At 47.6% G+C, this 13,837-nt stretch carries 11 protein-coding genes; 2 read left to right on the forward strand and 9 right to left on the reverse strand.

Features of this window, described 5'->3' with window-relative positions:
* Nucleotides 1–43: 43 nt before the first annotated feature.
* From AC4EVX_RS05395 to AC4EVX_RS05435, 9 genes are all read right to left on the reverse strand, one after another.
* Entirely contained in the window at nucleotides 44–1,624 is a 1,581-nt protein-coding gene (locus AC4EVX_RS05395; protein ID WP_308451156.1) for a glucose-6-phosphate isomerase, read from the reverse strand.
* Nucleotides 1,625–1,832: 208 nt separating this feature from the next.
* Nucleotides 1,833–2,924 (reverse strand): sulfite reductase subunit C, encoded by a 1,092-nt coding sequence (asrC, locus tag AC4EVX_RS05400; RefSeq protein WP_308451155.1) that lies wholly within the window; start codon nucleotides 2,922–2,924, stop codon nucleotides 1,833–1,835.
* Between the two features lie 17 nt (nucleotides 2,925–2,941).
* Entirely contained in the window at nucleotides 2,942–3,733 is a 792-nt protein-coding gene (gene asrB / locus AC4EVX_RS05405) for an anaerobic sulfite reductase subunit AsrB (RefSeq protein ID WP_308451154.1), read from the reverse strand.
* Between the two features lie 17 nt (nucleotides 3,734–3,750).
* Complete coding sequence (asrA, locus tag AC4EVX_RS05410; protein WP_308451153.1) at nucleotides 3,751–4,788, reverse strand: anaerobic sulfite reductase subunit AsrA; 1,038 nt, start codon at nucleotides 4,786–4,788, stop codon at nucleotides 3,751–3,753.
* 160 nt (nucleotides 4,789–4,948) lie between these two features.
* On the reverse strand, nucleotides 4,949–6,829 hold the full coding sequence (locus AC4EVX_RS05415; RefSeq protein WP_490159730.1) for an aryl-sulfate sulfotransferase: 1,881 nt from the start codon (nucleotides 6,827–6,829) through the stop codon (nucleotides 4,949–4,951).
* Between the two features lie 112 nt (nucleotides 6,830–6,941).
* The gene (locus AC4EVX_RS05420; RefSeq protein WP_490159731.1) at nucleotides 6,942–8,813 is read right to left on the reverse strand and encodes an aryl-sulfate sulfotransferase; all 1,872 of its coding nucleotides are present in this window, start codon (nucleotides 8,811–8,813) and stop codon (nucleotides 6,942–6,944) included.
* A 143-nt stretch (nucleotides 8,814–8,956) separates the two neighbouring features.
* The gene (locus tag AC4EVX_RS05425; protein WP_308451150.1) at nucleotides 8,957–9,268 is read right to left on the reverse strand and encodes a thioredoxin family protein; all 312 of its coding nucleotides are present in this window, start codon (nucleotides 9,266–9,268) and stop codon (nucleotides 8,957–8,959) included.
* A gap of 66 nt (nucleotides 9,269–9,334) precedes the next feature.
* The gene (locus tag AC4EVX_RS05430) at nucleotides 9,335–10,261 is read right to left on the reverse strand and encodes an NAD(P)/FAD-dependent oxidoreductase (protein WP_490159732.1); all 927 of its coding nucleotides are present in this window, start codon (nucleotides 10,259–10,261) and stop codon (nucleotides 9,335–9,337) included.
* 321 nt (nucleotides 10,262–10,582) lie between these two features.
* The gene (locus AC4EVX_RS05435; protein WP_177977044.1) at nucleotides 10,583–12,052 is read right to left on the reverse strand and encodes an SLC13 family permease; all 1,470 of its coding nucleotides are present in this window, start codon (nucleotides 12,050–12,052) and stop codon (nucleotides 10,583–10,585) included.
* Between the two features lie 202 nt (nucleotides 12,053–12,254).
* Here AC4EVX_RS05435 and AC4EVX_RS05440 point away from each other — a divergent pair, with 202 nt between their 5' ends.
* Nucleotides 12,255–12,923 carry a helix-turn-helix domain-containing protein gene (locus tag AC4EVX_RS05440; RefSeq protein WP_177977043.1) on the forward strand — a complete coding sequence of 223 codons (669 nt, stop codon included), beginning with the start codon at nucleotides 12,255–12,257 and terminating at the stop codon, nucleotides 12,921–12,923.
* A 98-nt stretch (nucleotides 12,924–13,021) separates the two neighbouring features.
* Entirely contained in the window at nucleotides 13,022–13,732 is a 711-nt protein-coding gene (locus AC4EVX_RS05445; protein ID WP_490159733.1) for a type I phosphoribosyltransferase, read from the forward strand.
* Nucleotides 13,733–13,837: the final 105 nt, after the last annotated feature.

The following is a 13,837-nucleotide window of genomic DNA, read 5'->3' on the forward strand; positions in this document are numbered from 1 at the left end:
ATGCTAAATCTTTTTCGACCGTTATCAGTTCTAACTATTCCGATTAGATATTCAGAAGATCGCTGAATTCCTTGAGTGCTCCGTCGGTCTCGTGAGCGAGTACGCGCTTTGCAAGTACCTTTCCAAGCTGTACACCCTCCTGATCGAAGCTGTTGATATTCCATAAGAAGCCCTGGAACATGATCTTGTTCTCAAAGTGTGCGAGGAGTGCACCGATTGTTCTCGGGGTTACCTCATCGCCGATGATGATGCTGGACGGACGTGCGCCCTCAAAATTCTTGTTGCGGTTCTCATCAGACTTACCGCAGGCAAATGCCACGATCTGAGCTGCAACGTTCGCGCAGAGCTTCTGCTGGCTCGTGCTTCCCTGAATCACAACATCGTTCTTCAGCTGGCTGTTCTTGAAGCCGACAAACTGAAGCGGAACGATGTCAGTTCCCTGATGCAGAAGCTGGTAGAAGGAGTGCTGACCGTTCGTTCCAGGCTCACCAAAGATGATCGGTCCGGTCGGGTAGCTCACGCGCTCACCAAAACGGTTGACGCACTTACCGTTGGACTCCATATCCAACTGCTGAAGATGTGCCGGGAAACGGCTTAAAGCCTGAGAATACGGCAGAACTGCGGTGCACGGATAGCCCAGTACGTTGCGCTCGTAAACGCCGATCATTGCATCGAGCATCTCCGGGTTCTCTCGCAGGTTCTTCTTTGCGGAGAGCTTGTCCTCCTCTGCTGCGCCCTCAAGGAACTGTGCAAATACCTCCGGACCGAATGCCAGAGACAGGACAGCGCCACCTACTGCGGAGCTTGAAGAATAACGACCACCGATGTAGTCATCCATGAAGAAGGCTGCGAGATAGTCATCGCTCTTTGCCAGAGGAGAAGTCTCACTCGTAACTGCGATCATATGCTTGGATGCATCAAGACCTGCGTTCTTTAAAGCATCCTTTACGAAGGACTCGTTTGTCAGAGTCTCAAGCGTTGTGCCGGACTTGGAAACAAGAACAAACAGGGAGTGTGCGACATCGATCGAATTCAGCACTGCGGATGCATCATCCGGATCTACATTGCTGATGAACTTTGCCTCCATCTTGAATGCGCCGTTCTTCTTTGCCCAGTTCTCTAAAGCCAGATAGATTGCGCGCGGGCCAAGGTCACTTCCGCCAATACCGATCTGTACAACTGTCGTGAATTTCTCTCCGTCTGCGTTCACGATCTCACCTGCATGGACTTTATTTGCGAACTCTGCAATGCGGTTCTGCTGTTCTACATAGAACTTGCGCTTGTCCACTCCGTCTGCAACAACCGGATCTCCGAGCTGTCCGCGGGTCAGCTGGTGAAGAACGAGACGCTTCTCACCGGTATTGACTACCTCGCCGTTGTAGAGAGCCTCAAACTTCTCTGCAAGCTGTGCCTCCTCGGCCAGCTTCTCCATTGCAGTCAGAACCTCTTCATCAACCTGCTTTGCCGCATAATTGTAAACAAATCCCTCTGCCATCGGAACACTGTACTTCTTCACACGCTCTGCGCCATTCTCACCGGTCATCGCCTCAATCAGATTCACGCGCTCTGTCTTTGCGAGATCCTCAAAGGAAGTAAGGGTATCCAAGTTTTTCCATGCAACCATAATATACTCCTCCTGCTATTGTTCGTTTTCGCAACCACGTTGCTTTTTTGATCAATTCTGATCGTTAAAATAGCTACTATTGATTATACTATGAAATTTCAGAAAATACAAGAAAAAGGAGCAGAATCTTTCTGCGATTCTGCCCCTCTTCTTTAAATTCTCTTATGTTTCACGAAAATCTGACCATCTTGTCAAATAATCGACTTGCTTACTTCTGCTGAGCAAAGCTGTAATTTGCAGTCTCTGCCGGGCCAGCATGCTTATGCTGAGACAGCGGCATAACGTGCATGTTTCCACGCTGCTCGTTCTCTGCCCAGTAGATATCGTCTGCCATCTTTGCTTCCGGATTGAAGGTAACACCCTCGAAGATGTGCTTTACGAACTCCTTGTAGCCGACACGGTCGATCAGGTGACCACCATGCAGGTACTCCGGCTTGTAATCCAGAGCCCATGCAGAGAATTTCTGCCAGTTTGCAAACATGCCAAGGATAACATCCTCAGTTACCCAGTTTAAGAACAGCTTACCGGAACGCGGGTTCTGCTTACCGGTACGTCCACCAAGGGTAACGCGGTACAGGTGCGGTCCTCTGCTCCAAGCTCCGGTCGGGCAGGCGATAGAACACTCACCACAACCTACGCAACAGCAGGTATCCTTGTCGATCTTGCCGTTCTTGTTCAGGCTCAGAACGCCGGTTGCATGATGCTGACAAGCCTCTACACAAGCGCCGCAGCCGATACAACGATCGATGTCGTAGATCTGCTTGTTGATACCCATGATACCGAAATCGTTGAAGTTTGCCTTTACACAGTCGTTCGGGCATCCTGCAACTGCAACTTTGATGTGGTAGTGAGACGGGAAGATCAGCTTCTCGATCTTTCTTGCCAGCTCTGCGGTGTTTGCATTACCCTTGATGCAGTGTGCATTACCAACACATGCCATGATGTTTCTTGCACCGATGGTCGGATAACCGCTCTCAACATCATACTCAGCCGGCTGACCAGCGATCGTATTCATGTCTACGCCACAGCTCTCCACATCAATATCATGAATGTAACCCTTGATATACTTGTTTACTGCCTCGATATTCTCGTACTTGATTCCCGGAATATCAAAGGTCTGTCTGGTTCCGAAATGGAAGGTTCCATTTCCCCATTTCTCACAAATCTCCTGTACCATTGTCAGATGCTTTGCAGCAAGAGCAGCACCCGGAACACGCAGCTGAAGCATGAACTCACCCGGTACTTTAGACTGACGGAAACAGTTGAGACGCACTTTCTTAATATCAATATCCTGATTCATAATCCTTGCCCCTTTCCTTAGTCAATCAGATTCTTAGCCTGTGTATAGTTGAATACCGGGCCATCCAGGCAGACATACACTTCGTCGATACGGCAGTGTCCGCACTTACCTACTGCGCAGGACATCTTTCTCTCGAAGGATACCCAGATCTTCTCTTCCTTAGCACCACACTTTACAGCCTCCAGACCGGTGAACTTCATCATTGGCGGCGGTCCTACGATTACCATCTCGTAATCCTCTCCAAACTCCTTTAACGGAACCTTGGAAACGAACTCGGTAACGAAACCGGTGTTCCAGCCATCCTTGTGGTCACGATCCAGCGTGTAGTAAGTCGTGAAGCGCTCTTTCCATCTCTCAAGATCCTCTTTGAAGATGATGCCTTCCTCGTTCTTAAATCCGCTGATTAAGGTTACGCTCTTCACGTAATCCGGGTTCTCATAAAACATGTTCAGCATGCTCTTTACCGGAGCCAGACCGGTACCACCGGTGATGACTACGACATGCTTGCCCTTATACTGCTCAATCGGCCATCCGTGTCCGTACGGTCCACGCAGGAACAGATGATCTCCTGGCTGCATCTCAAAAATCTCATCCGTTACTTTACCTACAGAACGAATGGTAAACTCCATCCAGCCCTCACCATAGGAGCTGACAGAAATCGGAGCCTCACCTACCTTCGGGATGGAAAGCTGTAAAAACTGTCCCGGATTCGGTTTGATATCCGTAGCAACACGGAAGGTATACTCATGAACGCTCTCACGCTTAATGCTGATGATTTCACATGCTACCGGCTTGATAATGTTATTCATTCTTCTCCACCTCTCTCTCACGCCTTGTCAGACTCAGCTACGATCTCATCGATCGCCTTGCTCATCTTGTTGACAGTTGCTACGATGGAGATCAGTTCCGGACAACGCTCCATGCATCGACCGCAACCTACGCACATATCATAATCTTTGAAACGTGCCTTGTAGTCGTGGAATTTGTGGAGTACTTTGTAACGCATACGATCACCGGCAGTGTTGCGGAAGCTCATGCCACCAGCCATATCGGTAAAGCCCTTGATCTGGCAGGAAGCAGAAGTACGCTTTCTCTCACCAACACGACCATTCTCGTTGTAGATGATATCCGTTGTGGTAAAGCAGGTACAGGTGCTACATGCAATCGTACAAGCTCCGCAGGAGATACAACGCTTGTTATACTCGTTCCACATCGGATGCTGTTTTAACTTGGTCAGGACATCCTTGTTCGGGATCTCCGGAACGGTTACTTTCAGAACATTCTCTTTTACATAATCCGGCGTAAAGTCTGCCTTCTCGTCATTCTCGAAGCATCCTGCAAAATCCTGATCCTTCACGTCAACCAGAAGTCCATCCTCACCGAAGCGAACTGCCAGGGAGTAGTCCTCTGCCTTGTTGGTTCCCATGCTTACGCAGAAGCAGGTATCCCAGCTCTCAGCACACTCCATCATGACAATCTTAACCTTCTCGTTCATGCGCTTGTAGTACATGTCCTCGAAGTTACCGTTGCTTAAATAGATGCGCTCCTGATGATGCTGTGCGTGAATATCACACGGACGCATGAAGATCAGCAGTTTCTTATTGGTTGCCTTGCTCTCGATGAACTCGTCCTCAGTGAAGTAGAACAGAGACTCGGTGATCGGGGTCAGAACCTCTTTTGCCGGGAAGTCAGATTTCTTCTTGTACTCAACTTCCTCAATCGTGTTGATCTTAGCATACTTTACCAGATCGGTGTCAGAATATCTGCCCTTGCCTACGAATCGCTTCGGTGCCCAGATTTCATACTCGTTCTGAAGCTCTGCCAGGATCTTGTTGGCTTCTTCAAAGCTCACTTTGTATCCCATGAAAACAACTCCTCCTTTGTTTTATGCATCCCCGGATTTCCACCGGAAACGCATGAGTTTGCGCCTTTATATGGTTTCCGCCTGCCTCACAATTTCGCCCTGCTGAGAACAGGCAGAAACCTTTTCCGCAATATTGGCTAGCTATATAATTATACTACATTTAAAAGGTAATTTCTACACCTGTATCATATTTTTTATCATCTACGGTGACAGTTACCTTATAAGTGCCCTCAATTCCCTCTGCGCTGATCGGAACCTCAACAGCTCTCGGATCATGCTCAAGAAAGGTTCCTACGCACATTGCAAGGAACGGTCTCTTCGTCGTCGGAACGAAGTAATGACGATTCGGAGCGCCATTCTCGCCCTCAAGGTTGAGCATAACAAGCATGCCCTTCTCAAAACTTGCCTTAAATACAAGACGATCCTCTTCCTTTGCGATCTTTGTCTTGTACTGATCCGGAATCATGCCGGACGGCTCTGCCGGAGCTTCGGTTAAGAACTCCTCGGTCACACCGAGAGTACCAAGGATCTCGCCCTCGCCAAAGCTAACCCGATCCATCTCATCGTAGAGTTTGAGCTTCTCTGCGCGATAGTAGTTTGCCGGCAGATGCATCTCGTACATAACCTCATCATCCTTGATCTCAACAGTGATCGAGCTGAGCTCTACGGTTCCATTGTCGATGCCCTCCGTCTTTGCAGCACCCGGAACGTTCATCCACTCGCCATTCTCCTTGCCGATACCGCCAGAATGAACCATGTAGTGCCCCGGCTCGTAGTACTCGCAGTTGCAGATGTAGGTGGAGAAGAACTCTGCGCCTCTCTCCTTACCATACTGCCATACCTGCTCGATTGTCATATTCTCAGTATCGATGTGGTAGATGACACCGCGTGAGAAGTTGTCCTTCGCTGCGCGGTAGTTTTCTTTTTCTTTCGATCTCCAGTGACCGTTATCAAAGCACATCACATCGCCGTTTGGCAGAATCATGCAGGCATGCTGTTCATACTGCCAGTCGAAGTCTCCGTCTCCGATCGGCTTGAAGAAGTACTTCTGCATCTCCTCCGGCCAGCCGGTCGGATCACCGATGATCCAGTTGAGCTTTCCGGTCTCGAAATCGCGGTTGATGATGATATCCTGGTGACGACCGGAGAACGTCAGAGAATTCGTCTTCTTGTCGTACCAAACTGCATTGTTATGGAACCAGTCGTGACCGTCCTGGCTTCCGGAACCGCCAACCGGATATACCGGAAGAACGTCCTGATGATCCCATTTCTTTAAGATCTCACCCGTCTTTCTGTCTACAAGAACGCAGACATCCTCAACGGTACCGCGCGGAAGATCCTGAGTCAGAATCAGCAGATCGCCGTTCTCCATCTCCCACTCGTCATGGTGATAACCACCCGGAACACGGTACTCCTTGTAGATCTTACCGATCATGCCCATCTCATACACACCTGTCGTATGGTATGGCGGAGCAACCAGGCGATCGGTACCAACGAAGAGACGACCATTTTTTGCACGCTTTAAGTCAAATGCAAGGTTCAGCGTGTTGTACCAACGGGCATCTCCTGCATAGTCATAAGCTGCGGTGCATGCCGGGGAGGTCGGGCTTACGAACACCACATTGTCCTCCATGTACTCCGGCGTTGTCTTAATATAGGTTGGCTTCCAGACTTTCTTCGGTGCCGGCTCGGTCTGAATCTTGATCTCTGCCTTCTCGCCGGTGCTTAACTCAATGATCACGGTATTCTCATAATCTGCATACAGACCGTACACCGGAATTACCATCTTCTTGGAATCGGATGCCGGACGATACATCATATCGCCTGCGCTCTCCTTTCCCTTTACGGTTACCTTTGCAAATGCCGGCTTCTCGTTCTCAAACATCACAAGTGCAGTCAGCGGAGCGATCAGATACGGGTTTAACTTCACATACGGATTCGCAATCGTGTGCTTCTCCTGTGCATACTCGTTTAAGAACTCCTGCTCTGCCTTGTACTGACGCTTGATGATATGTTCTACATTTCTAAAATCGACTCCCATAAGTTTCTCCTATATGACTGTCAAGTTTTGCACCCGGGCTTGACAGTCTGCCTATCCGGGCCTTTCTTCTCCTAAAATTCAAACCCTGAAGCTTATGAATCGTTTATGAATCTTAGCAATGAATCTTGATGCCGGTCTCATACTTCTGATCGTCGATGATGATGCGCAGATCGTAATCGCCCTCTAAGCCTGCCTTGTTGATGTTCGTTCTCGTGTTACGATCATCGGAATCAAGGAAGGTTCCACAGCACATTGCAAGGAACGGAACTGCGGTTGTTGAGATGAAGTAACGATGGATCTCCTCGCCCTTCTCAAGCTGAAGGATAACGAGCTGTCCCTTCTCGAAACGGGAGAAGAAGGTGAAACGATCGATCTCGTCTTCTACTCTTGCGCTGCAGGACTCCGGAAGCATTGCACCCTGGCTGTCTGCCGGAACTTCAGTATCCATCTCAAGGGTAACACCCATCTGACCGAGGATCTGACCCTTGCCAAGCTCAAGATTAATGCCATTGCTGTAAAGTTTCAGCTTCTCACCGCGGTAATAGTTGCCCGGAACATGAAGCTCAAGCATCTTCTTGTTGTCGCAGATCTCAACGGTGATCGACTCAAGATGTCCGCCCTGGCTCGAAGCGAATGCGCCGAGTGCCTCAGACGGGTTGCCATCCTTATCGTAAGCGATACCACCGGAATGAACCATGTAGTGTCCCTCGTTGTAGTACTCTACGTTACAGATGTACGGGGAGAAGAACTCTGCTCCGCGATCCTTACCGTACTGCCATACCTGCTCGATCGTCATATCCTTCGTGTTGATGCGATAACGAACACCTCTGGAGTAGCTGTTGTCTGCACTCAGGAACTGCTCTCTCTCAACTGCCTTGTGACCATAGTGATGGTTATCGAAGCACATCACATCGCCGTTCGGAGTAATCACGTTAGCGTGCTGTTCATACTGCCACTCAAAGTTGTTGCCGATCGGCTTGAAGAAGTACTTGTCCACCATCTCCTGCGGCCAGCCTGCCGGATCACCGATGATCCAGTTCAAATCGCCGGTCTCAAAATCGATGTTGACCATTGCGTCAACATGACGACCGGAGAAGGTCAGGGAGTTCGTATTCTTGTCATACCAAACAGCGTTGTTGTGGAACCAGTCATGATCAGACCAGCTTCCGGAATGGCTCACGGTCTCCGGATTCAGGAACTTCTTGTAATCCCAGGTCTTTAAGATTGCACCGGTGTTGCGATCTACGAGAACGCACATATCCTCAACAGTGTTTCTTCTCAGATCATCGGTCAGAACTAAGAGGTTGCCATCTTCCATCTCGAACTCATCGTGATGATAGCCGCCCGGCAGACGGAACTCCTTGTAGATCTTACCACACGGGCTGATCTCGTACAGACCGGACATGTAGTACGGCATCTGAATAACGCGGTTCGTACCCATGATCAGATTGCCATTTTTCAGTCTCTTTACGTCGAATACGCACGGGATATTCATATGCCATCTTGCATCGCCTGCATAGTCAAAACCAACTGCCAGATCCTCACCTGCCGGAGATACCAGAATAATGTTGTCCTGTAAATACTCCGGAGTCGTATCCATCGAGAAAATAACTTTCTTGCCGTCAAATACATCCGGAACATCAATCGTGACAACGTTCGTCTCTCCGCGGTATGCACGGATCTCAACCTTGTTCTGATACTCAGAGTACAGACCAACAACCGGAAGCACATGCTTCTTTGCCTTCGGGAAGGTGTGGCTGATGTTTCCCTGTACCGTCTTTCCGAGAACGGTCAGAGTCACTGCGGTCTCCTCCTCAGTCTCAAAGCAGATGACTGCGGAAAGCGGGTTTACGAGGTAAGCGTTGTAGACAACAAGCGGATTGGCGATTGTATAATTGCCCTCCTCAAATCTCTTAAGCATCTGTGCCTCTGCCTCTGCCTGGCGGTTGATCAGGTGATCCTGAAAGGAATAATTTACTGACATAAGTTTCTCCTCCTGTCGGGACAGATCCATAACCCCTTAGGATCTGCCCCTTCTTTCTGTTTTGTTTTTTGCTTTTTTATGTTTTATAATCTGTTTTATAATCCATTCAGATTATAATATAATAACTACAAATTACTTGCTGATTACTGATGATCCTTCACGAGCTTGATGATAACCGGCTTCTGCTGAAGACCCTGTAAACGTCCAACCTCTGCGCCATCTTTTAACAGAACGAGAGTCGGATAGCCGGTTACCCCATACTCAGCAGTCAGATCCTTGTTCTGGTCAAAATCCACTTTCAGGATGGTCAGATCATCGCCAAACTCCTTCTCAACATCCTTCAGTACGAAAGAGAGCATCTTGCACGGTCCGCAGGTGGTAGAAAAGAAATCTGCCAGTACCAGACCCTGTCCTGCTAACTCTTTAAATTCTGCGCTGTTTACTTCTTTAATCATTGGTTGATTCCTCCGTATTCGTTGTACTTATTATTCGTTTGTTTGATTGCGGATCTGTGTGAGCAATTACTTTCTCAAGTTCTGCACATAATGAGCAGCTTCCTGTGCGGCAATTGCACCGTCGGAACATGCGGTGATTACCTGACGAAGGTTCTTCGTCACGCAGTCTCCTGCACCGAAGATTCCCTCTACCGGGGTATGCATGCGATCATCAACGGTCACATAACCCATCTGGTTCAGAACACCGAGATCCTTTGCAAACTCTGTCGTCGGAGTCAAACCGATGTACTCAAACACACCGTCACATGCAACCGTGTTCTCCTCGCCGGTCTTTGTGGACTTGAAATGAACACCGGTCAGCTTCGTATCTCCGGTAAACTCAAGAATATCCTGATACGGATAAATCTTTACATTTTCCATTGCACGGAGCTTGTCACATGCGATCGGATCTGCGGTCAGATCAAACATCGTCACGATTGTCAGGCTCTTTACGATACCTGCAAGGAAGATCGACTCCTCAACTGCGGAGTTTCCACCACCAATTACAACAACGTCGCGATCGCGGTACTGAGCGCCATCACAGATTGCGCACCAGCTGATGCCATTTCCGCGGAAATTGTCCTCCCCCTGGACATGGAGACATCTCGGACGTGTTCCGGTTGCAAGAATGATCGTGCTTCCGGTGAACTCTTTGCCGTCCTCCTCGCAGATTACCTTCTTCTCTGCGCCGTCGTTCTGAATTTCCTTGACAGTCGCATAATCGAAAGTGATTGACGGGAACTCCTGAGTCTGCTCAAACATCTTGTATGCCAGCTCTGCTCCGTTGATAAAACCGGTTCCCGGATAGTTCTGAATCTCATTTGTATTGATAATCTGACCACCCGGTGCCAGCTTGTCAAGCAGAAGCACGGTCATGTCTGCTCTCGCTGCATAGATTGCAGCAGTCATTCCAGCAGGACCTGCTCCCACGATAATCACATCATACTGTGCCATAATTCCTTCTCCTTAACTAACTTCTGTTCATTCTTACTAATTCTGATAATTCCAATTCTTATCTTACAAGCAATTAGAATAAAATCTCTCAACTCTTTAAATTACTTATACCTATTACCTATCCCCTGTCATTCCAATGTTTTATGATTTTCACAGACAGATGAGTGTCACTTTTTGGAGTTGTTGTCTCTGCGTCTTTGCCATCGTTTTTATCTACACATATCTACACGTTTTCACACATTACATTCTGTATATTCTGTATCATACATATCCTGTGTCATGTCTCTGCTTTGCGGTATCGCCTCCCGCTTGGCAGTGGAATTACATCAGCATGCTTGCTAACGGAACACCAACGACCATCACAAGGATGAACTCGATCAGAACGATCGGCAGAGTGTACTGATATACATACTTCGTCTCAATCCATTCCTTGTTACTGTGCAGGATTGCTGCAAACGGAGATGCTGCCGGAGTAACTGCTGCGGACATCAATACAAACAGAATCAGCAGGGTTACGATCGGTCTCGGATCTGCTCCGGACTGTGCACAGTAGGTTACGAGAACCGGCTGAAGGATCATACCGATTACAAGGCTGTTACACAGGTTTGTCAGAACTCCTGCAACCAAAAGGATCAGGATTGTAAATATGGTTGAAGACATTCCGTTGAAGATCGGGGAGAGCACATAGCTTAAAAATGCGCTGACACCGGTGGACTCGTTCGTCAGAACGTTACCAAGCATGATTGCTGCAACGATGATGAAGTATGCACCCCAGTTTAAGTTGCCTGCAAGTACCTTCGGGATCTCTACTGCTGCCTTGCCGTCAATACGGATTGCTGCCAGAACTGCTACAACAAAGAGCGCAAGTCCGTAGCTGTTGCTGGACAAAAACTTCATGCCCGGCAGAGACGGAAGCAGGGACGGAAGCATCATACCAAGAACGAGAAGAACGAATGCTGTGGACAGAACTTTCTGACGCAGATCCATCGGCGGAAGCGGATGCTTGTTCAGCTCTTCTACATCGTAATCTTTTAACTTCGATGCATCCGGACGAATCACAAATTTCGCATAGAGAACGGTTGCGGTGATAATCGTGATTCCAAGAACGATTGCAACGATCAGGTAAGAAGCGTTGTTTACAGAAATCGGACCACCCGGCATGCTCTCTGTGATACTCTGGAAGTTTGCTAACAGAGCAAGACCATTCTGCATGTACGGTGCCATCGGGAAACCAACGAGTGCAGAAGTAATTACGAGTGTCAGCATAACTCTCGGGAATGCATCGCCTTTCTTATAACCGATCTCATCAAAGATATCGTACAGAACCGGCCAGAACAGGAAGATTGCGGTGAAGCAGTTGATGAATCCTGCAATCAGATAAGAACCGATGCAGATGACGAATGCCATCATCCATGGCTTACCGTTTGCAAACTTTCTTGTCAGGAAGAAACGTCCGATGTAAAGAGTTACTTTGTAGTAAACAAGTGCTCCTGCTGCTACCATCAGGAAGAAACTCTGACGGGCAACCGGAGATCCGAATGCGGACTGAAGCACTGCATTCATCGGTGCATAGTCAGAAAAACCGACCATCGCAATCGCAAACAAACTGCTCCAGAGTGGATCTACAAATGTCCACAGATACAAGGTTCCAAGGAAAATGCCTACAACCTGCATACCAACTGGTGTAATCTCCGGCAGATTAAGCGGTAAATACCGGAAAAGCACCATGATTGCAACTCCAATTATGGAGTGAACAATCGTCATCGTGTCTTTGTTTTTTGAATTTGCCATGTGTCAAACCCCTCCTACACTTTTGTTAATTAATTAACACATGAGGCAAAACGCAACAACTCCTATAAAATGCGACCCTCACTTTTAGCTAATACTACCATTTTTTTCTTGTTAAAGCTATAACACACGTTATATCTGATAATATTTTTCAGTAGTTTTATTTTTAAAACTATGTTACAATTAGTTTGGAGGTATAAGAACTATGAAAGAAAATTTCAGAAAACTGCTCCGCTCAAGGGGAACCAAAATCCATCTTGACAAGCAGGTCTGTTTAAATATCAGCATGGATTCACCTGGGGCTGACTGCTGTTATTTACTTGAAGACGGAATCTGTGCACTGACAGGCGTGACAAGCAACGGGGAAGAGACCGTTTACCTGTACTTCTACCCTCCTCGCATTGTCGGATTCAATCAGCTCTTAATGACTCACGGAACTTCTCATCCCGTTGAGTTTTCGATTATTACAAAGACAAAATGTACACTTTACCGCATCAGCTTCTCTGCCTTTCAGGATCTGATGCAACACAATCCCGCATTCAACACCTTTCTGATTCAGACACTCTCTGACAATTATTATGAAGTTCTTGTTCATTTTCATCAGAGACTCGACGAGTCGGCTGTAACGGGCTTAAGCCGTCTGCTTCTCAACGTCGCAAAGGAGAAGGATGGCATCCTGACCGTTCCGAAATTCTTTACCTATGCGGAGCTGGCGCGCTATCTCGGAACGCACCCGGTGACGGTATCGCGCATCATGGCAAAGATGAAACAGCGCGGTTATCTGTCCAAGAACAGCAACGGGATTCTGATTGAAAATGTGGAAGCACTGCGCCAAATTGTCCATGGAAATGGGGAGCTTTGTCTAAATTATTAAAAACTTAACAATCGTTATGGATTTTTTTATCATTTTGTACTATAATCTGATTTAAATGGGTAGGATTACATTAATCATTTTAGAGGAGGATCTTTCTTATGATGGGACAAGCTACTAAAATTCAGGCAAAGGACAACCCAAAGGTTGCTCTGCGTGTGACAAAAGGTCATTTTTCTTCCGACCGTTTCCATATCAATTATTATATTGATATGTCTTCTCTGAAGATGCGCCAGTCTGAGGCAGAGGCTGTTGCAAAGGCAATGGTAAAGAAGTATGTAAACCGTGTTGGTCTTTCCAAATCTTTCGGAATCAGCGATGAGGTTCTTCAGTATTCGAAGGCTTTCGCCACGAAGAAGACGATCGATACGATCATCTGCATGGACGGATGTGAGGTAATCGGTGCTTACGTTGCACAGCAGCTCTCCGAGATGGGATTCAACACCACCAACATGCACAAGACCAGCTACATCATCACTCCGGAGTTCGATTCTACCGGTCAGATGGTTGTCCGTGAGAACATCATTCCGATGTTGAAGGACAAGCACGTTCTGGTTGTTCTTGCAAGTGCAATGTCTGGTCATACGATCATGAAGAGCATCCGTTGCATCGAGTCTTACGGCGGAATCATGGAGGGCATCTCCGTTATCTTCGGTGCTGTATCTGAGATCGATGGTTATCCGGTAAATGCAGTCTTTGATATGAACGATATTCCGGACTTCAAGCTGTCCGATCCGCACAACTGCCCGCAGTGTCAGGCAGGCGTAAAGCTGGATGCAATCGTAAACAGCTACGGATACACAAAGCTGTAAGGATATACATAACAATAAAACAAAGTCGCAAATAAAATGATATAAAACAAAAAAGAGAGAACACTCTAGGCTTTCCAAAAATTCTGGAGTGTTCTCTCTTTTTCA

Source organism: Brotaphodocola sp., assembly GCF_983179755.1.

Coding starts and splice junctions, on each gene's coding strand:
- AC4EVX_RS05430 (WP_490159732.1), bottom strand. CDS start 10,261: ATGGCACAGTATGATGTGATTATCGTGGGAGCAGGTCCTGCTGGAATG.
- AC4EVX_RS05415 (WP_490159730.1), bottom strand. CDS start 6,829: ATGGGAGTCGATTTTAGAAATGTAGAACATATCATCAAGCGTCAGTAC.
- AC4EVX_RS05435 (WP_177977044.1), bottom strand. CDS start 12,052: ATGGCAAATTCAAAAAACAAAGACACGATGACGATTGTTCACTCCATA.
- AC4EVX_RS05445 (WP_490159733.1), top strand. CDS start 13,022: ATGATGGGACAAGCTACTAAAATTCAGGCAAAGGACAACCCAAAGGTT.
- AC4EVX_RS05440 (WP_177977043.1), top strand. CDS start 12,255: ATGAAAGAAAATTTCAGAAAACTGCTCCGCTCAAGGGGAACCAAAATC.
- AC4EVX_RS05425 (WP_308451150.1), bottom strand. CDS start 9,268: ATGATTAAAGAAGTAAACAGCGCAGAATTTAAAGAGTTAGCAGGACAG.
- asrB (WP_308451154.1), bottom strand. CDS start 3,733: ATGAATAACATTATCAAGCCGGTAGCATGTGAAATCATCAGCATTAAG.
- AC4EVX_RS05395 (WP_308451156.1), bottom strand. CDS start 1,624: ATGGTTGCATGGAAAAACTTGGATACCCTTACTTCCTTTGAGGATCTC.
- asrA (WP_308451153.1), bottom strand. CDS start 4,788: ATGGGATACAAAGTGAGCTTTGAAGAAGCCAACAAGATCCTGGCAGAG.
- AC4EVX_RS05420 (WP_490159731.1), bottom strand. CDS start 8,813: ATGTCAGTAAATTATTCCTTTCAGGATCACCTGATCAACCGCCAGGCA.
- asrC (WP_308451155.1), bottom strand. CDS start 2,924: ATGAATCAGGATATTGATATTAAGAAAGTGCGTCTCAACTGTTTCCGT.